Raw genomic sequence first — 21405 nt, 5'->3', positions numbered from 1 at the left:
CACCACGGGATTGTCATGCAGATGGCCCCCGCCCCCCACCGCCGCAAGAACCTGACCGGCGCATGGCCGGTCGGCGTCGCAGGGAGGGGTGGGGGGCCTTGAACCATGCGGCTCAGCCGGCGGACTGCTCCGCCTTGCGCTCGCCGTAGATGAAGAGCGGGCTGGCCCGGCTTTCCGCGACCTCGCGGTTCACCACCACCTCCTCCACGTCCTCCAGCCCCGGCAGGTCGAACATCGTGCCGAGCAGGATGCTCTCCATGATGGAGCGCAGGCCGCGGGCGCCGGTGCGGCGCTGGATCGCGCGGGTGGCGACCGACTTCAGCGCGTCCTCGGTGAAGGTGAGCTTCGCCCCCTCCATCTCGAACAGGCGCTGGTACTGCTTGACCAGGGCGTTTTTCGGCTTGGTCAGGATCTCGATCAGCGCCTTCTCGTCGAGGTCCTCGAGCGTCGCGACCACCGGCAGGCGGCCGATGAACTCGGGGATGAGCCCGAACTTCAGCAGGTCCTCGGGCTCCACCTCGCGCAGGATGGCGCCGGTCCGGCGGTCATCCGGTGCGCGGACCTCCGCCCCGAAGCCCATCCCCGAGCCCTTGCCGCGCGCGCCGATGATCTTCTCCAGGCCCGCGAAGGCGCCGCCGCAGATGAACAGGATATTGGTCGTGTCCACCTGCAGGAATTCCTGCTGCGGGTGCTTGCGCCCGCCCTGCGGCGGCACGGAGGCCACGGTGCCTTCCATGATCTTCAGCAGCGCCTGCTGCACGCCCTCCCCGCTGACGTCGCGGGTGATCGAGGGGTTGTCGGACTTGCGGCTGATCTTGTCCACTTCATCGATGTAGACGATGCCGCGCTGCGCCCGCTCCACGTTGTAGTCGGCGGATTGCAGCAGCTTGAGGATGATGTTCTCGACATCCTCGCCGACATAGCCGGCCTCGGTCAGCGTGGTCGCATCCGCCATGGTGAAGGGCACGTCGAGGATGCGCGCCAGGGTCTGGGCGAGCAGCGTCTTGCCCGAACCGGTCGGGCCGATGAGCATGATGTTGCTCTTCGCGATCTCGATGTCGCCGGACTTCGCGCTGCTGGCCAGGCGCTTGTAATGATTGTGAACGGCGACCGAGAGCACCTTCTTGGCGTGGTCCTGGCCGATCACGTAGTCATCCAGCACCTTGCAGATCTCGCGCGGGGTCGGGACTCCATCGCGGGACTTCACGAGGTGCGTCTTGTGCTCCTCGCGGATGATATCCATGCAGAGCTCGACGCATTCGTCGCAGATGAACACGGTCGGCCCGGCAATGAGCTTCCGGACCTCGTGCTGCGACTTGCCGCAGAACGAGCAATACAGGGTGTTCTTCGAGTCGCCGGACTTGCTCATGCGCGCTCCAGGAGCCTCCCCCTCCATGCGAAGGGGTCGGCGTCAACTTTCGCCCGACTCCCTGCCAGGAGATCGGCCAAACAGAACCATAGCCCCCGGCTGTCCCCGGGGAAAGCAGAACCGCGCCCCGGCCCGCCCCGGCAACGGAACGTGGCAGGGACGGGACAGGGCCGGACGGGGTCGCCCCCGCCCCGAAGGGCCCCGCTCAGCTCTTCGCCGCCTCCGCGGGCGGCACCGGGCGCTGTGCGACCACCTGGTCGATCAGGCCGAAATCGCGCGCTTCCTCGGCGGACATATAGGTGTCGCGCTCGAGTTTCGACTGGATGGCCTCGATCGGCTGGCCGGTGTGGTGCACGTAGATCTCGTTCAGCCGCTGGCGCAGCTTCAGGATCTCGCGCGCCTGGATCTCGATGTCCGTCGCCTGGCCCTGGGCGCCGCCGGAGGGCTGGTGCACCATGATCCGGCTGTTCGGCAGCGCGAAGCGCTTCCCCTTTTCGCCCGCCGTCAGCAGCAGCGAGCCCATGGAGGCCGCCATGCCCATGCAGACGGTGGAAATCGGCGACCGGATGTATTGCATGGTGTCGTAGATCGCGAGACCGGCGGAGACCACGCCGCCCGGGCTGTTGATGTAGAAGGCGATGTCCTTGTTGGGGTTTTCGCTCTCCAGGAACAGCAGCTGGGCGCACAGCAGGCTGCCCACCTGATCGTACACCGGGCCGGTCAGGAAGACGATCCGCTCCTTCAGCAGGCGCGAATAGATGTCGAAGGCGCGCTCGCCCCGCGCCGTCTGCTCGACGACCATGGGGACGAGGGTGTTGTTGTAGACCTCGACGGGGTCGCGCTCAGACATGACAATCCCTTTCACCCCGGGCATGCGCCCAGGCCTGCCGGCGGCGGCGCGCCCCCTGCGGGGCGGCCCGGCCGCACGGCCATTGTGCAGCATCATGCTTAATGTGGTGGAACCAACCCGCCGCGCAAAGCCCCCGACGCACAGCGAAACGTGATCGCTGCCGCCGGAGCCGGGCGGGAGGGGCCGGCAGGGCGTCAGCCGCCGGCGTTGGCGGTCAGCTCGTTCGGCGCCACCGGCTTCTCGCTGACCTTGGCGAGTTCCAGCACGAAGTCCACGACCTTCTCCTCGAAGATCGGGGCGCGCAGGCCATCCACAGCCTGGGGGTTGCTGCGGAAGTAGTCGAGCACCTGCTTCTCCTGGCCGGGATAGCGGCCGGCCTCGGCGCGCATCGCCCCGGCCAGCTCGTCGTTCGTGACCTGGATGTTGTTGGTCCGCCCGATCTCCGAGAGCAGCAGGCCGAGCCGGATCCGGCGTTCGGCGATGCCGCGGTACTCGGCCTTCAGCGTGTCCTCGTCCTTGCCCTTGTCGTCCTCGTCCAGCCGCCCGGCCTTGAGGTCGGCCTCGACGCGCTGCCAGATCTGGGCGAACTCGGCCTCCACCATGCCTTCCGGCACGGTGAAGCTGGCCTGTTCGGCCAGCGCGTCGAGCAGGGCGCGCTTCACCTTCATCCGCGCCAGCGCGTCGTATTCGCGCTGCAGGTTCTCCACCACGCGGGCGCGCAGCGCCGCCAGGTCGTCCACGCCGAGGCGCTTGGCGAATTCGTCGTCGAGCTCCGGCAGGACCTTGTGCTTCAAGGACTTAGCGGTGATCGCGAAGACCGCCTGCTTGCCGGCCAGCTCGGCGGAGCCGTATTCGGCGGGGAAGGCGACCTCGATATCCTTCTTCTCGCCGGGCGACATCCCCTCGAGCTGCTCGGTGAAGCCCGGGATGAAGCCGGTCCCCGCCACCTCGATCGGCATCTCGGAGGCGGTGCCGCCCTGGAAAGGCTCGGCCAGGGTGCCGTCCTCGTTCTTCAGCCGGCCCTCGAAATCGCAGACCAGGATGTCGCCCTTGGCGGCGGGACGGGCCTCGGCCACGTCCTCGGTGCCGGCCAGGCGCTCGCGCATGGTCTTGAGGAACTCGTCCACCTGCTCGTCGCCCGGGGTCGCCTTCTCGCGTTCCAGGCTGATGGCGGCGAAGTCCGGCATCGGGATCTCGGGCAGGAGCTCCAGGTCGAGCTTGTACTCCAGGTCAGCGCCGTCGCTGTAGTTCACCAGCTCGATCTTCGGCTGCAGGGCGGGGCGCAGGCCGCGATCGGCGATCACCTGGCGGGTGGCCTCGTTGACGCTCTCCTCGAGCACCTCGCCCTGCACCGCGGCGCCGTAGCGCGCCTTGACGACGGCGGGCGGCACCTTGCCGGGGCGGAAGCCCGGCAGGCGCAGCTCGGTTCCGAGCTTCTTCAGGCGTGCGTCGCGCCGTTCGGCGAGGCTCGCCGCGGGCACGACAACCTGGAATGCCCTCTTCAGCCCCTCGGCCGGCAGCTCGGTGACCTGCATGGTGACTCCGGAATCCTTCTCGCGGCCCCACGGCGGGGACCGCCCAACGCGATCAAGCCCGCCCCGTTAGCGCCGTGCGGCCCAGGGGGCAATGGGGCGAGCCCGATCCTGCCCGGCCAGGAGCGGCACCCGTGACGGCGCGAAAGGCAAGCGGCCGGAGGCTGCGCCCGCCGCTCGAGGGCAACGGATCATGCGGGCGGAGGGACTCGAACCCCCATGGCTTGCGCCACTGGAACCTAAATCCAGCGTGTCTACCGTTCCACCACGCCCGCGCGCGCCAAGAAATGCGACAAGCCATGCCGCCGGTCGAGTCCCCCCGCCGCCCGGCCTCAGCCCGGCCGCCGCAGCACGAAGCTGTGGGAGAGATAGCGCCCGGCCTCGCGAGTCGCCTGGTGGCTGTCCTCGCGCACCTCCAGCACGGCGAGGCCGGCCTCGGCAGCCAGGCGGAACACCTCCACCTGCGGCAAGGCGTGCATCTCCATCCCCGCGGCGGGCGGGCGGGCAAGGTAGTCGGCCATGCTGAACCTGTAGCCACGGATATGGGTCAGCAGCTGGAACAGCGCGACGCCGCCCGGCGCCAGCCCGGCGAAGGCCCTGCGCAGCACCTCCCGGCTCACCGGCGGCGGGTTGTGCTGCAGCACGAGCTGGCTGAACCAGAGATCCCACGGCGGCGCCGGCAGGGGCGCCTCCGGCGTCGCATGCCACCAGGCGATGTTGCCGCGGCCGGCGATCTCCGCGGCTTCCCGCGCGAAGCCGAGGTGCGGGTCGGAGATGTCGCAGCCGGTGACGCGCGCGAAGTGCCGGCTGAGCGGCAGCGTGATCCGCCCGACCCCGCAACCGAACTCAAGGCAATGCGGCAGGGCGGCGGGTGCGATGCCGTGCCGGGCCAGCATCGCCAGCGCCACGCGGCAGGCCTCCGCGCCGGTCGCCTCGAAGGCCGCCAGGTTCTCCGCAAGCCGGTCGGGGCGGAAGCGGTCGTCGGTGACGACGGACCAATGCGCCCCCGCCTCGCCCAGCCCGGTCCAGGCACGGCCGGTGCGGGCGAGCAGGGCCTGCAACGCGCCCTCCCCTGCCTCGGTCTCGACATCCGCAGGCGGCAGATCGAGCTCCATCGGCCGCCAGCGCGCCGGGTCGAACTGCGCGCGGCACTCGGCCGAGGCGAGGAAGCGGTTGCGCAGGTCGCGGTTGGTGGAGGCGGCGGCGAGATGGGCGGCGATCACCGCCTCGCTCTCCGGCTCGCGGCCGAGCAGGTAGCGATAGGCGGCGACGACCTGCGGGCGTTCCGGGCGACGTTCGAACCAGCCCAGCGGCCGGGGCCGGTCGCTCATCCCGGCAGCAGCGCCTCGGCGCAGGCATCCAGCACGGCGTCCACGTCGAGGCCGTATTCCCGGTAGAGGTCCGGGATGTCGCCGGCCTGCCCGAAGCGGTCCACGCCGAGCGGCACCACACGCTGCCCGCGCACCGCGCCGATCCAGGCATGTGCCGCAGGGTGGCCATCCAGCAGGCCGACCAGCGCCGCATCAGGCGCCAGCGGGGCGAGCAGGCGCTCGATGGTGGAGGGCTGCGCCGCCCTGCCCTGCCGCCGCGCCCGCCGCGCGGCGAGCCATTCGGCGTGCAGGCGGTCGGGCGAGGTGATCGCCAGCAGCCCCGCCCCCGGCTCCTCCTCGCGCAGTTGCGCGAAGGCTTCGGCCGCCTCCTGCGCGACGGGGCCCTGGTAGGCGATCGCGATCCGGGCGCCTTCCGCCGGCGGCACCGCCCAGTAGCCGCCGGCGATCACGCCGGCCGGGTCGAGCAGCCGTTCAGGCTGCGCCAGGGCCCGGGTGGACAGCCGCAGCCAGACCGCCGAACCGTCCGGCTTCTGCATGTGCGCGAAGGCGTAGCGCATTAGCACCGCGAGTTCGTCGGCATGCGCCGGCTCGAAGGCGGCGAGGCGGTCGGCCGCCATGCCGAGCAGCGGCGTGTTGACGGATTGATGCTGCCCGCCCTCCGGCGCCAGCGTCAGCCCGGAGGGCGTGGAGACCAGAAGGAAGCGCGCATCCTGGTAGCAGGCATAGATCAGCGCATCGAGGCCGCGATTGACGAAGGGATCGTACACCGTCCCCACCGGCAGCAGCCGCGCCCCGTAGAGATCGTGCGAGAGGCCGAGCGCCGAGAGCAGCAGAAACAAATTCTGCTCGGCAATGCCGAGCTCGACATGCTGCCCTTCCGGCGCCATGCCCCAGCGCTGCGCGGAGGCGAGCTTGGCGTCCCGGAACACATCGTTCTTCTGGTGCCGGTCGAAGATGCCGCGCCGGTTCACCCAGGGGCCGAGGTTGGTGCTGACCGTCACGTCCGGGCTGGTGGTGACGATGCGCTGCGCCAGCTCCTGTGCCTCGCCATGGCCGCGGCCGAGCTCGGCCAGGATCTCGCCGAAGGCACCCTGGGTGGAGAGCTTGCGCCCGGGCGCCACGCGCGGCGGCGGGATGACGGCCGGCACCGGCACGACAGGCGTTGACAGCCGCCGGCCCTCCGGCGCGACCGGGCGCGCGAAGGGGCTGGCGTCGAGGAAGGCGCGCAGCTCGGCCTCGGATGCCTCCAGCCCCTCGAACTGGTCCCATTCATGGCCGTCGCGGATGCGCATGGCGTCCTTGAAGGCCGCCATCTGCTCCTTCGTCATCAGCCCGGCATGGTTGTCCTTGTGGCCGGCGAAGGGCAGGCCCATGCCCTTGATGGTGTAGGCGATGAAGCAGGTCGGCTGGTCGCCCTCGGCATCCTGCGCGCGGAAGGCTTCCGTCAGCGTCTCGATGTCGTGGCCGCCGAGATTGGTCATCAGCTCGGCCAGCTCGTCATCGGTGAGCGGATCGATGATCGCCCGCACACCCGGCACGCGGCCGAGATCGGCCAGCACGGCGTTGCGCCAGGCCGCGCCCCCCTGGAAGGTCAGCGCGGCGTAGAGGCTGTTGGGGCAGTCGTCGATCCAGCGGCGCAGCGTCTCGCCATCCGGCCTCGCGAAGGCCGCCTGCAGCCTGCGGCCGTATTTGAGCGTGACGACGTTCCACCCCATGTCGCGGAACAGCCCCTCGATCCGCCCGAACAGCCGGTCCGGCACCACGGAATCGAGGCTCTGGCGGTTGTAGTCCACCACCCACCAGACGTTTCGCACATCGTGCTTCCAGCCCTCGAGCAGCGCCTCGTAGATGTTGCCCTCGTCGAGCTCGGCATCGCCGACGACGGCGACATGCCGCCCCCTCGGCACGTCCGGCCGCGCCATGCCGTGCAGGTGGACGTAATCCTGCACCAGGGAGCCGAAGGTGGTCAGCGCGACGCCGAGGCCGACCGAGCCGGTGGAGAAATCCACCTCCGCCCCGTCCTTCACGCGGCTCGGATAGGGCTGGATGCCGCCGAATGCCCGAAGCGTCGCGAGCTTCTCCCGCGATTGCCGGCCGAGCAGGTAGTTGATGGCGTGGAAAACGGGGCCGGCATGCGGCTTCACGGCCACGCGATCCTCCGGGCGCAGGATCTCGAAATAGAGCGCCGCCATGATCGAGATGCAGGAGGCGCAGGAGGCCTGGTGCCCGCCCACCTTCAGCCCGTCCCGGTTGGGCCGGATATGGTTGGCGTGATGGATCATCCAGGCCGAGAGCCAGAGCAGCTTGCGCTCCACCTGGCGGAGCAGGGCGAGGCGCTGGGCGGGCTGCCTGCCTGCCCGGATCGGCTGCTGCACCGTCATCGTCCCACTCCGCTGCCTTGCCCGGACGGAAGATAGGGCGGCCCGGCGCCGGCGCGAAGGCTGGGGCTCAGCACGGCTCGACCCGAGCGCCAGGGCGGTGCGGCGGAGACGCGGCAAGGGCGGCAGCGCCGGTGCGCCGCCGCCGCTTCCCGCATCGGTCCCGTTTCAGAGCGCGAAGTCGCTCGCCGTCAGGTTCCACACGCCGACCACGGTCATGGACATGTCGGCCAGGCCGTCGCCGTTCACGTCCATGTTCACGTTGCTGCCGACCAGCGTCGAGCTCACCCAGAGATCGCCCGGGCTCTGGAAGAAGGCGCCCGACCCGGTGAAGGCGAAGGCCTGGTTGCCCGCGAGCGTCGTGTTGGCGTCGATCCAGGTGAGGTCGATCTTGTCCTGTCCCTGCTCGAAACCGTAGATGAAGTCCCGGCCGTTCGCGGTGTTGCTCTCCGAAAGGCTCTGGTAGCAGAAGCGGTCCATGCCGACCTCGCCGTAGAGCTTGTCGGCGCCGAGGCCGCCATAGATGTTGTCGTTGCCCTCGCCGCCGCGGATGATGTCGTTGCCGCTGCCGCCCTGGATCAGGTCGTTTCCGGCTCCGCCAAGCATGCTGTCGTTGCCGGCATCGCCGTGGAGATTGTCGTTGCCGGTTCCGCCGTCGATCGTGTCGTTGCCGTCGCCGCCGGTGACGTAGTCGGCGTCCCCCATCCCGTAGAGACGGTCGTTGCCGGCCTCACCATGGAGGCTGTCGATGCCGTTGCCGCCATTGGCATAGTCGTCGCCATTGCCGCCCTTCAGCTGGTCGGCGCCATCGTTGCCGAAGAGCTGGTCGTTGCCGTCGAGCCCGTTCAGGCTGTCGGCGCCGGCGCTGCCGCGCATCACGTTGCCCAGCGCGTTGCCGTTGCCCTGCGCGGCCGCGCTGCCCTGGAAGGTCAGGTTCTCGACATTGGCGCCGAGCGTGTAGGAGGTGACGCGCGTGACCACCGTGTCGGTGCCGGCGCCGGCGGCCTCGACAACCACGTCGGTCGCATCCATCACGATGTAGGTGTCGTTGCCCTCGCCACCGTTCATCGTGTCGGCGCCGACGCCGCCGTTGATGTAGTCGTTGCCGGCGGCGCCGTGGATGACGTCGTTGCCCGAGCCGCCGTCGATGGTGTCGTTCTCGGCGCCACCGTCGATCAGGTCATGGCCGGCACCGCCGTAGAGCTTGTCGTGTCCGGCGCCGCCCGAGAGGGTGTCGTTGCCGTGATCGCCTTGGAGGTGGTCGTTGCCGTTCTCGCCGTAGAGCTTGTCGGCGGAGACCCCGCCGCGCAGCGTGTCGGCGCCCTCGCCGCCCTGCAGCGTGTCGAGCATGTCGCTGCCGGTGATGACGTTGTCCACCGCATTGCCGACGATCTTGACGCCGACATCCGCCTTGCCGTGGTCGTACTTCCCGTCGGTGGTATCCCAGCTGTCGCTGAAGAAGCCCCAGTACCAGACGTCGGTGACCTGCAGGTTCTCGACGTTCTGCGGGATGTGGTAGGTGTCATTGCTCCAGAGGCTGATCTCGATCGTGTCGGTGCCCTCGTTCGCGTTCTCGACGACGCTCACCTGATGGTCGTCGCCGTCGATGATGTAGCGGTCGTTGCCGAGGCCGCCGTGCAGGACGCCGTCGGAGTTGTAGAAGTCGAAGGTGTCGTTGCCCTCGCCGCCGTACACCGTGGAACTGCCCGAGGTCTTCGGGTTGGTGTCGAAGGGGCCACCGATGGTGTTGGTGGCGGCGTAGTAGTCGTTGCCCTTGCCCAGGTAGAACAGGTTCGTTCCCTGCCCCGCCTCGGCGAAGTCGTGGCCGCCGCCCATCTGCACGATCAGGTCGTCTTCGTAGGCCTGGCCGCTGAAATGGTCGTTCTCGTCGCCGAAGGTGATGCTCGTGGTCGCCATGTCGCGTCTCCCGCGTCCGGATCGGCCCGGGACATCCGGGCCTGCGGGAGACCTTCTGGCGGCGTAACCTTGCCGGCGCATTTTGCTGCCGCAACAACTGTTGCGCGACGCGTTTCAGTTGTTCCCGAGCGTGCGTGTCTAGATGAAGCCCTTCGCCAGGCGCCGCACCGCGGAGGAGGCGGCGCGCTTGCCCTCCCCGGCATAGTCCTCGTGGTAGTCCTCGATCTTGGCGGGATCGTAGAGGTAGTTCACCATCATCCCGGCACTCTCCCGCCAGCCCTTCTCGCTGAGGTCGCCGCGTGGGTTGAGCCGTTCCACCCGCGCGCCGTTGGAGAGGTGGAAATGCGCCACCGGGTCGCGCGCGCGCTTGCCGCCGCGGCCATTCTCCGCAAGCAGGTAGCGGGCGCAGGCACGCGAAAGCACGGGATCGAGCAGCTTCGCCACCGGCTCCTCCCGCGCCACGGCACGGCGGGCCAGCAGCCTGGCCAGGGTCTGCGCCGGCGCCTCCTCAAGCTGCGCCGCCTCCAGCACCTCGCCCTCCGCCGCGGGCGCGGGCAGCGCCAGGTCCGGCGGCGCGGCTTCGCGCAGCGCCCCGGCCTCGTCCCCGGTCAGCAGCGTGGCGTCGCCGGCGGCGATGCGCTCCTCCAGCCAGCGGCGGAAGCCGGGGATGGGCGAGAGGGTGGCGAAGCTCTTCAGGTTGCGGAACTCGTCGGCCAGCAGCGCGACCACGCGCTTGATCAGGAAGTTGCCGAAGCTGATCCCGTCCAGCCCGCGCTGGCAGTTGTTGATCGAGTAGAAGATCGCGGTGTCGGCCTGCTTCGGGTCCAGCACCGGCTCCTTCTCGTCCAGCAGCCGCTGCACATTCCCCGCCATGCCCTTGACCAGCGCGACCTCGACGAAGATCAGCGGCTCCTGCGGCATGCGGGGGTGGAAGAAGGCGTAGCAGCGGCGATCGGAATCCAGCCGGTTCTTCAGGTCGCGCCAGGTGCGGATGCGGTGCACCGCCTCGTAGCCCACCAGCTTCTCCAGCAACGAAGCGGGAGAGGACCAGTCGATCCGCCGCAGTTCCAGGAAGCCGACATCGAACCAGGCGGCGAGCAGGTTGCGCAGGTCGCCTTCCAGCGCCTCCAGCAGCGGGTCGCCCTTCATCCGCGCCAGCAGGTCGGCGCGCAGATCCACCATGAACTTCACTCCGTCGGGGATGGCGGTGAACTGCGTGAGCAGCCGCAACCGCGGCGGCTCCAGCGCCCGGCGCAGCCGGGCCTGTGCCGCGGCGCGCTCGGCCGCGCCGTTCGCGGCGGCCACACCCTCCCAGGCCCGACGCACCGCCTCGTGGTCGGAATCGAAGGAGGCCAGGGCACGCAGGAACTCGTCCCGCCCGGCATGGTCGGCCACCAGGTATGCCTGCGCCAGGCCCGCCGCGCGCGCACGGGCCGAAACCTCGCCGCCGCGCGCCTCCAGGCAGGCACGCATCTGCTCGGCGAACCCGTTCCCCGACGCGGCGGGGCCGGCCATGTCGCGCCAGAGGGCCGTGACGCGCCGGAGCGCTCGGTCAAGCAGGCCGGGGCCCTCCGCCAGATCGGACATCACGGATCCTTACCGCATGTTTCAAGCAGATAGTGACCGAAGGCGCCGCTTCAATCGAGCCATAAGGTTGCGAGCGCAGCCGGAATCGCACGCGGCAGGTCCTCCGCCAGCAGACCTGGGCCTGCCAGGCGGGCCGCCGCGCCATGCAGGTGGACGGCGGCGGCCGCGGCCTCGAAGGGCGCCATGCCCTGGGCGAGCAGCGCCGCCGCGACGCCGGCCAGCACGTCGCCGGTGCCGCCGGTGGCCAGCCAGGGCGGCGCGTTGTCGTTGATCGCGAGCCGCCCGTCGGGCGCCGCGATCAGCGTGTCGGCCCCCTTCAGCACCACCACCGCGCCGGTCGCCGCCGCGGCGGCGCGAACCGCGGCGGGGCGGTCGGCACCCGGCGGGCCGAACACCGCGGCGAACTCGCCGGCATGCGGGGTCAGGATCGCCACCCCGGCGAGCGCCGCCGCATCGCCCGACGCCGCGCGCACCGCCCCGGCATCGGCCACCACCTGCCGGCCCGCTGCCACCGTCTGGCGCAGCAGCGCCAGCGTGGCCGCATCCGGCGGCAGCCCGGGGCCGAGCACCCAGACGCCGATTCGCGGATCGGCGAGCAGCGCAGCGCGATCGGCGACGACGATCACGCCCGGATCGCCGGCGCGCAGCACCGCGGCGGTCGCCTCATCGGGCGCGGCGATGCTCAGCAGCCCCGCCCCCGCCCTCCGGGCGCCGGCGGCGACCAGCCGCGCCGCACCCGTCATGCCCGGCCCGGCGGCCACCGCGACATGGCCGCGCGCGTATTTGTGGCTCGCTGCGCCGGGCCGTGGGATGCGCCAGAGATGCGGCCCGTTGCGCCAGGCGCGGGGCGCGATGGCAGGCAGCACGGTGGCCGGCAGCGCGATCCCGGCAAGCACCGTCTCGCCGCAGAGATCGCGGCCGGGCAGCAGAAGATGCCCGGGCTTGCGGCGGAAGAACGTCACGGTCAGCGCCGCCTGCGGCGCCACGCCCCGCACCGCCCCGGTCGCGCCATCCACGCCGGAAGGCACATCCACCGCCAGGACGGGGCCGGCGAGCGCGGCCAGCACCTCCGCCGCGCGCCCCTCGACCGGCTTCGACAGCCCGGCGCCGAACACCGCGTCGATCACCAGCCCCGCCCGCGCCGCCTCGGCGGCGGAGAACGCCACCACCTTCCCGCGCCAGCGCGCCGCCGCAAGCGCCGCATCGGTGCCGGCGCGCGGCGGCGCCAGCGGCGCGACCGCCACCGGCCAGCCCGCCTGCTCCAGCAGCCGCGCCGCCGCCCAGCCATCGCCGCCATTGTTGCCCGGCCCGGCCAGCACCAGCGTCCGGCACGGCCGGAAGCGCCGCATCGCCGCCCGCGCCACGGCGCGCCCCGCGGCCTCCATCAGCACGATGCACGGCACGCCGCCGGCGATCGCCGCCGCATCCGCGCGCGCCATCTCGGCCGGGGTGAGCAGTTCCTCCATCGTGCCCAGCCTATCGCCTCTGCGGATCGCAGCGAACCCGCCCCTTGGCGGCGCGCTAACCCCGCATGATCCGACATGTGCCGCTCGCCCTGCTGCTCCTTGCCGCAGGATCCGCCCAGGCCCAGCGCGAGGCCGACCCGCGCGAGGCCCTCCGCTCCGGCCCCGATGCCCCCGCGGTCAGCAGCCAGCTGCCGCCCTCCATTCCGCCGGGCAACAGCTTCCAGGGCCCGGAAGGCCCGCTGCTCGCACCGCGCCTGACGCCGGACGCCGAGACCGGGGACACCGGTGCCGGCGCGCCGGAGACGCAGAGCACCGACCACATCCGCGGCGTCGCGCCGACCCCGGAACTCGGAATCGGCGGCGTGCAGGTGCCCGGCGCGGGCCGCAGCCCGCCCCCCGGCCACGAAGTGCTCGGCGGCCCGGCCCTGCCCGGCGCCGTCCGGCCGGACGACTCGACCGGCATCTTCACCGATCGCGACGTCATCCCGCCGCGCCCCGGCGAGGGACCTTCACTCAGCGACGTGCCACCCGTGGTCCGCTGACGTCGCGACGTTTGGGCCAAGGGGGCCGCGGCTGCTATATCCCGCACCGCACAATGACCGTGCGGAGCAGCACCCATGGCCTTCATCGTCGCCGTCGCGCAGCGCAAGGGCGGTGCGGGCAAGTCCACCCTTGCCGCCAACCTCGCCGCGGCCTTCGCCGGCCAGGGCGAGCGGGTGGCGCTGCTCGACACCGATCCGCAGAAGACGCTCAGCCACTGGCATGGCGAGCGCGCGCGCGCGGGAAGCCGCGCCGGCCTGCTGGCCTTCGACGCGCCGGCCGGCTGGCGGGTGCCCGCCGCCTGCGACAAGCTGCGCCGCAGCCACGACGTCATCCTGCTCGACACCCCCCCGCACGACGACACCGATGCCCGCATCGCGATCCGCGCCGCCGATCTGGTCCTGGTCCCGCTGCAGCCCTCGCCGGCTGACCTCTGGGCCACCGGCGCGACGCTCGATCTCGCCAGGGCCGAGCGCCGGCCGGTCGCGGTGGCGCTGAACCGCGTGCCGGCGCAGGGAAAGCTCGCCGAGCAGGTGGCGCAGCAGCTGCGCGCCCAGGGGCTGACGCTGCTCGATGCGACCCTCGGCAATCGCACCGGTTTCGCCAGCGCCTTCGCCGCCGGACTCGGCGTGACCGAGGCCGCGCCGCGCTCGCTCGCGGCGGAGGAGGTGCGCGCACTGGCCGCCGCGCTGAAGGGGCTGGCGCCGCGGCGTTGAACGTGGACTCCTGCGCGGCCCGGTGCGACGAGACGGCATGAGCGAGAAGAAGAACGACATCGAGATCGTCGAGGACGCCTTCCCGGAGCTGGACGCGGTGGCGGCCATCCAGCGCGGGCTGCACGCCTTCAACCAGGAGATGGGCGGCGACTATGACCGCGAGCCGGTGACCCTGCTGGCCCGCGCGCCCGGCGGCACGGTGCGCGGCGGCCTGCTCGGCCTCACCTTCTGGGGCTGGCTGTTCATCGACTGGCTCTGGCTGGCGCGCGAGGCCCGCGGCCTCGGCCTGGGGTCGGAGCTGCTGCGCCGCGCCGAGGCGATCGCGCGCGAACGCGGCTGCGCCCATGCCTACACCGACACCTTCTCCTTCCAGGCGCCGGATTTCTGGCAGCGCAACGGCTATGCCGAGTTCGGCCGGCTGGACGGCATGCCCGCCGGCCATTCCCGCCTTTGGTTCAGGAAGAGTCTCTGATGATGCCTCAGGCGCGGGCGCCTGAGGCATCCCGCGGCTTGGCTTCGCGCCCACGCACTGGCCCACGGACGGGCAAGCCCGCGCTGTGCGCGGGGCCGCATGCGCGACCCGGACGGGCTGCATCGGCCTCGACCATGTCGTAGAACGGCGCATGCCCAAACCGGATCTCATCCTCCACATCGGCCAGTCCAAGACCGGCACCTCCTCGATCCAGCGCGTGCTCGGCGCGCGGCGGGAGGCACTTGCGGGGCTCGGCGTCTGCTATCCGCTCTCGCCGGGCTGGGCGAACCACGGGCTGCTGCCGGCCTCGCTGGTGCCGCTGGAGCGGCTCGGCCACTTCCATCCGAATGTGTGGGAGGGCCTGGCGCCCGCCGCCCGCCTCGCCCGCTTCCGCGCCGCCTTCGCGGCCGAACTCGCCGCGCTGCCCGCCTCTACCAGGCTGCTGCTGATCTCGGCCGAGCAGATGTCCGGCCTGCTCGACACCGAGGAGAGCCTCGGCGCGCTGCGCGACCTGCTGGCGCCGCATGTCGGCAGCGTGCGGGTGGTGATGTATCTGCGCCGGCAGGACAGCCACTTCGCCTCCGGCTACACTCAGGCGCTGCGCGTCGGCCATGTCGGCCCGCCGATGCTGCCCCCGGCCGGGCCGGAGCAGCGGCGCGACTACGACTACCACGCCATCCTCGACCTCTGGGCGCGGGTCTTCGGGGAGGCCGCGGTGCAGCCCCGCATCTTCGAGCCGGAAAGCCTGCTGAACCGCGACGTGGTGGACGACTTCCTCGCCTTCTGCGGCATTCCGCTCGAGGTGCCGAAGGACGACCCCGACCGCCAGAGCAACCTCTCGCTGACACCCGGCGGCATCGACCTGGTGCGCGCCATGGCGGAGGCGCTGACGGCGACGCCGGCCGGCCTCAACGGCTCCTCGCCCCTCTGGCGCCGCTTCGTCCAGGCGGCGAACGAGCACCTGCCCGGCCGCGGCTGGAAGCCCGGCCCGGCCGAGGCCGCCGCCTTCCTCGCCCGCTTCGCCGCGGTGAACGAAGCGGTGCGCCGCCGCTGGTTCCCCGACCGCCCGAGCCTCTTCGCGCCGATGGCGGTGCCCGAGGGCGCGGCGCCCGCCGCCGCCGCCTCGCCGATCGACCGCGCCGCCGCGCTGACAGCCGCCCTTACCCTGATCCTGCGCGAGACCGAGGCGGCGATGGCCCGCGAGGCGCAACTGCAATCCAGCATCGGCCGCCTGCGCGAGCGGCTCGGCGAGCATGACGGCGCACGCACCGCCTGGCGCGCCGCGCTGCGTGCCGACCCGGCGCATCCCATGGCGCAGCAGCGCCTGGCCGAGGCCGCGCTCGCGAATGGCGACCGTGCGACGGCGGAGGCGCACCTGGCGGTGCTGAAGGCCGCGCATCCCGCGCATCCGCTGACGCAGCGCGTCGCGCGGATGGTGGCTAAGGCCGCCCACGCGTGATGCGCGGGCGGCGCGGCGCGATCAATCCACGGTGATGTTGCTGCGCCGGATCACCTCGGTCCATTTCGCGGTGTCGGCCTGGATGATGGCGGCGAAGCGGGCGCGGTCGGTGGCGGCGACCTCGTAGCCGATCCCGGCGAGGCGCGCGGCGATGGCGGGCTTGCTCGCCTGGCGCACCAGCAGCGCATTGGCGCGCTCCAGCACCTCGGCCGGGGTGCCCGCGGGCGCCACCACGCCGAAGAAGGGTTGCGCATCCACCGCCGGCAGGCCGGACTCGGCGAAGGTCGGCACCTCGGGCAGCACCGCGCTGCGCCGTGCGCCGGTCACCGCCAGGGCGCGCAGGCGGCCGGCCTCGATATGCGGCTTGCAGGCGGGGATCGAGGAGAAGACGTAATCCACCTCATGCGCCAGCGCCGCCGTCAGCATCGGCCCGCCGCCGCGATAAGCCACCAGCGCCGCCTGCGCATCGGCCGCCAGCAGCAGCTGCGCGGAGGCCAGGTGGATCGCCGTGCCGTTCCCCGCATGGCCGATATTGCTCTGCCCCGCCCGGTCGCGGATGCGAGCGGTCGCCTCCGCAAGGGAGCGCGCCGGCACGTCGGGATGTGCCAGGAACACCAGCGGCGACGTCGCGACCAGCCCGACCGGCGCCAGGTCACGCATGGCGTCATAGGGCAGCCGCGGGCCGAACAGGCCCGGATTGATCACCAGCGCGGTGTCGATGAAGCCGAGCGTGTAGCCATCGGGCGGCGCCGTCGCGACGGCCTGGGTGCCGGGGATGCTGGCGCCGCCGCCGCGGTTCTCCACCACGAATGACTGCCCGGCCTCCCGGCCCGCGGCTTCCGTCACGATCCGGGCAACGATGTCGGTCGCGCCGCCGGCCGAGTAGGGCACGATCACCCGCACCGCCCTGGTGGGCCACGCCTGCGCGCGCGCCGGCGCCGCGCCGAGGCCCGCCATCGCCGCCGCCAGCATTCCGATATCCCGTCTGCGCATGCGTCTTGCCTCCCTGTTCTGGTTCACGCGCGGAACCGCGCGACCTTCCTTCACGCGCGGAACCGCGCGCCTTTCCTTCACGCGCGGAACCGCGCGTTGCCTGTCACACGCGGAACCGCGCGATCAAGTCCGGCTCCGGCTCCACCCCGAGGCCAGGCCCCTGCGGCACCGCGACGCGGCCGCCGACCACATCGAGCTGGCCCGCGAAGGGCGTGGCCTCCAGATCCACGAAGAACCGCTCGATCACCGTCTCGCGTTCGGCAGCGGCGAGCAGGTGCAGCGTCGCCGCAAAGCCGGGCCCGAAATAGGCCGAGTGCGGCGCGAGGCGCACGCCATGCTGCGCCGCCGCCGCCGCCGCCTCCAAGAAGCCAGTGATGCCGCCGATCTTCGTGACGCTCGGCTGCGCAAAATCCACCGCGCCCGCTGCCACCATCTGTGCCAGATCCGGCGCGCAGACCGACGTCTCGCCCGCCGCCACGGCGACCCCCGCCTCGCGCCGCACGCGGGCAAGCGTGGCATGGTCCTCCGGCGGCCAGGCCGGCTCCTCGACCCAGAGCGGCGCGATGGCGGCGATGCGCCGTGCATTCTCCACCGCCTCGTCGCCGCGCCAGGCGCAGTTCACATCCACCATGATCGGCACATCGGCGCCCGCCGCCTTGCGCGCCGCGGCGATCGCATCGTGGCGGATCTCGTGCAGCTTCACCTGGCGGTAGCCGGCCGCCAGCGCGCGCTCCACCCCTGCCGCGACCAGCGTCGGATCGCCGTAGCGCAGCAGGCTCGCATAGGCATCCAGGCTCTGCCGCCGCGCGCCGCCGAGCAGCGCGTGCAGTGGCTTTCCCTGCGCCTTGGCCGCCAGGTCCCACAGCGCGATGTCCACGCCGGAGAGCGCGAACATCGTCGGCCCGCCACGCCCGAGATTGTGCAGCGTCACCTGCAGCCGCTGCGACATCGCCGCCGGATCGCCGAGTTCCGCGCCGATCAGCAGCGGCGCGACCAGTTCCTCCACCACCAGCCGCGTCGCCGGCCAGATCAGCGCGCCGAAGCCATCGCCCCAGCCGACAAGGCCGGCATCGCTCTCGATGCGGATCAGCAGCGTGTCCATGGTGGTGCGCGGGCGGCCGGCGAAGGCCGGCGGCGGACCGCCATGCGTGAAGGGAATCCGCAGCGGGATGGTCTCGATGCTGCTGATCTTCATCGGCCGCGGCGCCCCTCTTGCGGCGCGATCCTAGTTGGCGTCGGATCGGGGTGTCGAGGGCTGGTGGAACACGATGCGCATCCTGGAGATCCGTGAGACGGCGGTGCCGATCCGCTCGGCGATGCGCAATGCGGTGTTCGATTTCTCGGAAATGACCACCTCCGTCGTCGCGGTGATCACCGACCGGTTGCGCGATGGCCGCCGCGTGGTCGGCTTCGCCTTCAACGCGACCGGCCGCTATGCCTGCGGCGAGCCGATGCGCACGCGCTTCATCCCGCGCCTGCTCGCCGCCGCGCCCGACACGCTGCTGGACGCCGACGGCATCATCGATCCCGAGCGCTGCCTCGCGGTGATGTCGAAGCGCGAGAAGCCCGGCGGCGACGCCGAGCGCGCCATCCCGATCGGCACCATCGAGACCGCGCTGTGGGATGCCGCGGCGAAGGCGCGCGGCCTGCCGCTGCACGCGCTGCTCGCGCGCCGCTACGGCCCCGGCACGCCGGGCGGAAAGGTGTTCTGCTATGTCGGCGGCGGCTGGTACCTGCCGGGCCAGACGCTCGACGATGTGCGCAACGAGATGAAGCGTCACCGCGATGCCGGCTATGTGATGATCAAGACCAAGGTCGGCGGCCTGCCGCTCGCCGAGGACCGGGAGCGCATCGCCGCCGTGGTCGAGGTGGCCGGCGCCGGCAGCAATGTCGCGGTGGACGCCAACGGCGCCTTCGACCGCGACCGCGCCTTCGCCTATGCGGAGATGCTCGCCCCCTTCGGCCTGCGCTGGTTCGAGGAGCCGGCGCCGCCGCTCGACTTCGCGCTCTACGCCGAGATCTGCGCCCGCTACCCGCACCCCATCGGCAGCGCCGAGAATCTCTACAGCCCGCAGGATGTCGCCAACCTGATCCGCTTCGGCGGTCTGCGCCCCGACCGCGACATCCTGCAGGTCGATCCGCCGCAGGCCTACGGCCTCGCAACCTTCGCGCGGATCGTCGCGATGGCGGAAGCGGCCGGCTTCTCGCGGGCGCAGATCTTCCCGCATGGCGGCAACCTGATGTCGCTCGCCTGCGTCGGCGGCCTCGGGCTCGGCGGATGCGAGGCCTATCCCGGCGTCTTCGGGCCCTTCGCCGGCTACACCGACGATGCCCGCGTCGAGGATGGATGGATGCGGCTGCCGGACCTGCCGGGCATCGGCTTCGAAGGGCAGTCCGCGCTCTACGCCGTGATGCGGGAGCTCGCCCCGGAAGCCGCGTCCGGCATGTGAGCCAGGCGCCTCAGCGCCGCACCCCCAGCCGCGTCTCGCGCCACCAGATGAACAGCCCCGCGCCGACCAGCACCGCGAAGCCCGCGAGATCCACCACGCCGGGCCACTCCGCCCAGATCAGCGCGCCCAGCAGCATGGTCCAGACCAGCCCCGCATACTCGAAGGGCGCCAGCAGCGTGGTCTCGCCCCGCCGATAGGCCTCCGTCATCAACAGCTGCGCGACCGCGGAGACCACGCCGATCGCGCCCAGAAGCAGCCATTCGCGCGGCGTCGGCTCCACCCAGACGGGGATCGTCGCCATCCCCGCCAGCACCGCGGAGCCGATCGCGAACCAGATGACGATGGTCACGCCATGCTCGCCCGCCTCGCCCAGCCGGCGAATGGTCATCATCGCCAGCGCCCATCCCAGCGCGCCCAGCAGCACCAGCAGCACCGGGCCGAGCGGCAGCGCCGCCGCATCCGCCCCCGGCCGCGCCACCAGCAGCACGCCGGCGAAGCCGACCCCCACCGCTGTCCATCGCCGCCAGCCCACCCGCTCGCCGAGCAGCACGACGGACAGCGCCGTCAGGAACAGCGGCATGGTGAAGCCCAGCACCGTCGCGGTCGCCAGCGGCAGGTAGGTGTAGCCCGCGAAGGCGCCGACCATGCCGCTCATGCCGAAGAGGATGCGCAGCGCGTGCATCCCCGGGAAGCGCGGCCGCAGCAGCGCCAGCCCGCCCACCTGCATCAGCATCAGGAACAGCAGCGGCAGGGCGAGCAGGTTGCGGAACAGGATGAGCTGCGCCATCGGGATGGCGCCACCCAGCGCCTTCACGGCGGCCGCCGCCAGGGTGAAGGTCGCCGAGGCGCCCAGCACGAGCAGGATGGCGCGCTTCCGCGCGTCTGCAGTGGCGCGCTGCTGCGCGACGGCGATCGCCGCCGGATCGGGTGAGGACATGGACCTTCCTGACACCCGAGGCTAGTTTCCCCCGCGAATGAGCGCCAGCCCGCCACGCCACCCGAAAGCGCCGCCGATCCCGCCCGCGCCGGGCCTTGCCGTGGAGGAGGACGAGGTGGTGTTCGGCAACCGCTTCGCCATGCAGCGCGTGCGCTTCCGCTACACCCGTTTCGACGGCAGCCTCTCCGGCCCGCTGACCTGGGAGCTCTGGCGGCGTGGCCGCGGCGTGGTGATCCTGCCCTACGACCCGCGCACCGACCGCGTCGCGCTGATCGAGCAGTTCCGCCTGCCCGCCCATGCCGCGGGCCTCAACGGGGTGCAGACCGAACTCCCCGCCGGGCTGCTCGACACGGCGGAGGATCCGCGCCTCGCCGGTATCCGCGAGCTGCGCGAGGAGGCGGGGCTGGAGGCGCGGGCCATGGCCCCCATCGGCCCCTTCCTGCTGATGCCCGGCGGCTGCGACGAGGTGGTGCATTTCTACTGTGCGCATGTGGACCTCTCGGCCAAGGAAGCCGACACCCACGGCCTCGACGCCGAGCACGAGGAGACGCGCGTGGTGGTGCTGCCGGCCGAGCACGCTTTCCGCCTGGTCGCGGAGAACCGGGTGGACGGCGCCCCCACCGCGCTGGCGCTGCTTTGGCTTCAACTGCATCGCGCCAGGCTGCGCACCGAATGGACATGACGATGGCGACCGAACAGCTCTTCACCGCCGATGCCTATCTGCGCGAGGCGACGGCGCGCGTGCTCGCGCATGAGGAGCGCGGCGTGATCCTGGACCGCACGGTGCTCTACGCCCGCAGCGGCGGGCAGCCCGGCGATTCCGGTGCGCTCGCCTGGAGCGGCGGCGAGGTCGCGGTGCCCGAGGCGATCAAGGGCGAGGAGGGCGCGATCATCCACACCCTCGCCCCCGGCGCCGTGCCGCCGCCGATCGGCGCGGAGGTGACCGTCACCCTCGACTGGGCGCGGCGGCACCGGCACATGCGCATGCACACCACGATGCATCTGCTGTGCAGCGTGCTGCCCGGCATCTACGCCACCGGCAACCAGATCGGCGCCGAGAAATCCCGCCTCGATTTCGACCTGCCGGAGCCGCCCTCGAAGGAGTGGTTCGGCGAGAAGCTGAACGCGCTGATCGCCGGGGACCATCCGGTCGGCGCCAGCTGGATCACCGAGGCCGAGCTCGATGCCAACCCGCAGCTGGTGCGCACCCTCTCGGTGCAGCCGCCGCGCGGCGCGGGCCGGGTGCGGCTGGTGCGCATCGGCACCGAGGCGCAGCAGGTGGACCTGCAGCCCTGCGGCGGCACGCATGTGCGCTCGACCGGCGAGATCGGGCGCGTCGAGGTGACGAAGCTCGAGAGCAAGGGCCGGCAGAACCGGCGCATCCACTTCATCCTGGCGGAGTGAGCGC

At 71.8% G+C, this 21405-nt stretch carries 18 protein-coding genes and 1 tRNA gene; 7 read left to right on the top strand and 12 right to left on the bottom strand.

From position 1 onward, the window contains the following. Positions 1–112: 112 nt before the first annotated feature. The 9 genes from clpX to ACESM1_RS17045 all read right to left on the bottom strand — a co-directional run bounded on the left by clpX (position 113) and on the right by ACESM1_RS17045 (position 12430). The gene (gene clpX, locus ACESM1_RS17085) at positions 113–1369 is read right to left on the bottom strand and encodes an ATP-dependent Clp protease ATP-binding subunit ClpX (RefSeq protein ID WP_372622057.1); all 1257 of its coding nucleotides are present in this window, start codon (positions 1367–1369) and stop codon (positions 113–115) included. Between the two features lie 205 nt (positions 1370–1574). Continuing rightward, a complete protein-coding gene (gene clpP, locus ACESM1_RS17080) occupies positions 1575–2219 on the bottom strand; it encodes an ATP-dependent Clp endopeptidase proteolytic subunit ClpP (protein ID WP_372622055.1) in 645 nt (214 codons plus the stop codon). A gap of 194 nt (positions 2220–2413) precedes the next feature. Then, a complete protein-coding gene (gene tig / locus ACESM1_RS17075; RefSeq protein ID WP_372622054.1) occupies positions 2414–3754 on the bottom strand; it encodes a trigger factor in 1341 nt (446 codons plus the stop codon). Positions 3755–3945: 191 nt separating this feature from the next. Beyond that, positions 3946–4026: transfer RNA gene (locus tag ACESM1_RS17070), tRNA-Leu, on the bottom strand. Between the two features lie 57 nt (positions 4027–4083). After that, a complete protein-coding gene (locus ACESM1_RS17065; RefSeq protein ID WP_372622052.1) occupies positions 4084–5082 on the bottom strand; it encodes a class I SAM-dependent methyltransferase in 999 nt (332 codons plus the stop codon). Beyond that, positions 5079–7463, bottom strand: coding sequence for a 1-deoxy-D-xylulose-5-phosphate synthase N-terminal domain-containing protein (locus ACESM1_RS17060; protein ID WP_372622050.1), 2385 nt, complete (start codon positions 7461–7463; stop codon positions 5079–5081). Before ACESM1_RS17060 ends, ACESM1_RS17065 begins: the two co-directional genes overlap by 4 nt. A 165-nt stretch (positions 7464–7628) precedes the next feature. Beyond that, the gene (locus ACESM1_RS17055; RefSeq protein ID WP_372622048.1) at positions 7629–9377 is read right to left on the bottom strand and encodes a calcium-binding protein; all 1749 of its coding nucleotides are present in this window, start codon (positions 9375–9377) and stop codon (positions 7629–7631) included. A 138-nt stretch (positions 9378–9515) separates the two neighbouring features. After that, complete coding sequence (locus ACESM1_RS17050; RefSeq protein ID WP_372622047.1) at positions 9516–10964, bottom strand: malonyl-CoA decarboxylase; 1449 nt, start codon at positions 10962–10964, stop codon at positions 9516–9518. A gap of 50 nt (positions 10965–11014) precedes the next feature. Then, the gene (locus ACESM1_RS17045) at positions 11015–12430 is read right to left on the bottom strand and encodes an NAD(P)H-hydrate dehydratase (RefSeq protein WP_372622045.1); all 1416 of its coding nucleotides are present in this window, start codon (positions 12428–12430) and stop codon (positions 11015–11017) included. Positions 12431–12495: 65 nt separating this feature from the next. Here ACESM1_RS17045 and ACESM1_RS17040 point away from each other — a divergent pair, with 65 nt between their 5' ends. The 4 genes from ACESM1_RS17040 to ACESM1_RS17025 all read left to right on the top strand — a co-directional run bounded on the left by ACESM1_RS17040 (position 12496) and on the right by ACESM1_RS17025 (position 15617). Then, the gene (locus tag ACESM1_RS17040; RefSeq protein ID WP_372622043.1) at positions 12496–12972 is read left to right on the top strand and encodes a hypothetical protein; all 477 of its coding nucleotides are present in this window, start codon (positions 12496–12498) and stop codon (positions 12970–12972) included. Positions 12973–13047: 75 nt separating this feature from the next. Further along, positions 13048–13686: a ParA family partition ATPase gene (parA, locus tag ACESM1_RS17035; RefSeq protein WP_372622041.1), complete on the top strand. Its 639-nt coding sequence runs from the start codon at positions 13048–13050 to the stop codon at positions 13684–13686. A gap of 37 nt (positions 13687–13723) precedes the next feature. Continuing rightward, positions 13724–14158 carry a GNAT family N-acetyltransferase gene (locus ACESM1_RS17030; RefSeq protein WP_372622040.1) on the top strand — a complete coding sequence of 145 codons (435 nt, stop codon included), beginning with the start codon at positions 13724–13726 and terminating at the stop codon, positions 14156–14158. 151 nt (positions 14159–14309) lie between these two features. After that, positions 14310–15617: a tetratricopeptide repeat protein gene (locus tag ACESM1_RS17025; RefSeq protein WP_372622039.1), complete on the top strand. Its 1308-nt coding sequence runs from the start codon at positions 14310–14312 to the stop codon at positions 15615–15617. Between the two features lie 21 nt (positions 15618–15638). Here ACESM1_RS17025 and ACESM1_RS17020 read toward each other — a convergent pair whose 3' ends face one another. Both ACESM1_RS17020 and ACESM1_RS17015 read right to left on the bottom strand, forming a co-directional pair. Then, positions 15639–16610: a Bug family tripartite tricarboxylate transporter substrate binding protein gene (locus ACESM1_RS17020; protein WP_372622037.1), complete on the bottom strand. Its 972-nt coding sequence runs from the start codon at positions 16608–16610 to the stop codon at positions 15639–15641. Between the two features lie 103 nt (positions 16611–16713). Continuing rightward, a complete protein-coding gene (locus tag ACESM1_RS17015) occupies positions 16714–17805 on the bottom strand; it encodes a mandelate racemase/muconate lactonizing enzyme family protein (RefSeq protein ID WP_372622035.1) in 1092 nt (363 codons plus the stop codon). A gap of 34 nt (positions 17806–17839) precedes the next feature. Between ACESM1_RS17015 and ACESM1_RS17010 the strand changes: the two genes are divergently transcribed. Continuing rightward, on the top strand, positions 17840–19060 hold the full coding sequence (locus ACESM1_RS17010) for an enolase C-terminal domain-like protein (protein ID WP_372622033.1): 1221 nt from the start codon (positions 17840–17842) through the stop codon (positions 19058–19060). Between the two features lie 10 nt (positions 19061–19070). Here the strand turns inward: ACESM1_RS17010 and ACESM1_RS17005 are convergent, their stop codons facing one another. Further along, entirely contained in the window at positions 19071–19997 is a 927-nt protein-coding gene (locus ACESM1_RS17005) for a DMT family transporter (RefSeq protein ID WP_372622031.1), read from the bottom strand. Positions 19998–20034: 37 nt separating this feature from the next. Between ACESM1_RS17005 and ACESM1_RS17000 the strand changes: the two genes are divergently transcribed. Both ACESM1_RS17000 and ACESM1_RS16995 read left to right on the top strand, forming a co-directional pair. Beyond that, a complete protein-coding gene (locus tag ACESM1_RS17000; RefSeq protein WP_372622029.1) occupies positions 20035–20679 on the top strand; it encodes an NUDIX domain-containing protein in 645 nt (214 codons plus the stop codon). A 2-nt stretch (positions 20680–20681) separates the two neighbouring features. Further along, positions 20682–21401 (top strand): alanyl-tRNA editing protein, encoded by a 720-nt coding sequence (locus ACESM1_RS16995; protein WP_372622027.1) that lies wholly within the window; start codon positions 20682–20684, stop codon positions 21399–21401. Positions 21402–21405: the final 4 nt, after the last annotated feature.

The sequence above is a fragment of the Falsiroseomonas sp. genome, from assembly GCF_041690465.1.
Lineage (GTDB): Bacteria > Pseudomonadota > Alphaproteobacteria > Acetobacterales > Acetobacteraceae > Falsiroseomonas.
Note: the sequence above shows the minus strand (reverse complement) of the source record. Positions and strands in the feature narration are given on the sequence as shown.

Excerpts from the sequence above, each read along its gene's own strand:
- clpX (WP_372622057.1), bottom strand. The coding sequence starts at position 1,369 with ATGAGCAAGTCCGGCGACTCGAAGAACACCCTGTATTGCTCGTTCTGC.
- clpP (WP_372622055.1), bottom strand. The coding sequence starts at position 2,219 with ATGTCTGAGCGCGACCCCGTCGAGGTCTACAACAACACCCTCGTCCCC.
- tig (WP_372622054.1), bottom strand. The coding sequence starts at position 3,754 with ATGCAGGTCACCGAGCTGCCGGCCGAGGGGCTGAAGAGGGCATTCCAG.
- ACESM1_RS17065 (WP_372622052.1), bottom strand. The coding sequence starts at position 5,082 with ATGAGCGACCGGCCCCGGCCGCTGGGCTGGTTCGAACGTCGCCCGGAA.
- ACESM1_RS17060 (WP_372622050.1), bottom strand. The coding sequence starts at position 7,463 with ATGACGGTGCAGCAGCCGATCCGGGCAGGCAGGCAGCCCGCCCAGCGC.
- ACESM1_RS17055 (WP_372622048.1), bottom strand. The coding sequence starts at position 9,377 with ATGGCGACCACGAGCATCACCTTCGGCGACGAGAACGACCATTTCAGC.
- ACESM1_RS17050 (WP_372622047.1), bottom strand. The coding sequence starts at position 10,964 with ATGTCCGATCTGGCGGAGGGCCCCGGCCTGCTTGACCGAGCGCTCCGG.
- ACESM1_RS17045 (WP_372622045.1), bottom strand. The coding sequence starts at position 12,430 with ATGGAGGAACTGCTCACCCCGGCCGAGATGGCGCGCGCGGATGCGGCG.
- ACESM1_RS17040 (WP_372622043.1), top strand. The coding sequence starts at position 12,496 with ATGATCCGACATGTGCCGCTCGCCCTGCTGCTCCTTGCCGCAGGATCC.
- parA (WP_372622041.1), top strand. The coding sequence starts at position 13,048 with ATGGCCTTCATCGTCGCCGTCGCGCAGCGCAAGGGCGGTGCGGGCAAG.
- ACESM1_RS17030 (WP_372622040.1), top strand. The coding sequence starts at position 13,724 with ATGAGCGAGAAGAAGAACGACATCGAGATCGTCGAGGACGCCTTCCCG.
- ACESM1_RS17025 (WP_372622039.1), top strand. The coding sequence starts at position 14,310 with ATGCCCAAACCGGATCTCATCCTCCACATCGGCCAGTCCAAGACCGGC.
- ACESM1_RS17020 (WP_372622037.1), bottom strand. The coding sequence starts at position 16,610 with ATGCGCAGACGGGATATCGGAATGCTGGCGGCGGCGATGGCGGGCCTC.
- ACESM1_RS17015 (WP_372622035.1), bottom strand. The coding sequence starts at position 17,805 with ATGAAGATCAGCAGCATCGAGACCATCCCGCTGCGGATTCCCTTCACG.
- ACESM1_RS17005 (WP_372622031.1), bottom strand. The coding sequence starts at position 19,997 with ATGTCCTCACCCGATCCGGCGGCGATCGCCGTCGCGCAGCAGCGCGCC.
- ACESM1_RS17000 (WP_372622029.1), top strand. The coding sequence starts at position 20,035 with ATGAGCGCCAGCCCGCCACGCCACCCGAAAGCGCCGCCGATCCCGCCC.
- ACESM1_RS16995 (WP_372622027.1), top strand. The coding sequence starts at position 20,682 with ATGGCGACCGAACAGCTCTTCACCGCCGATGCCTATCTGCGCGAGGCG.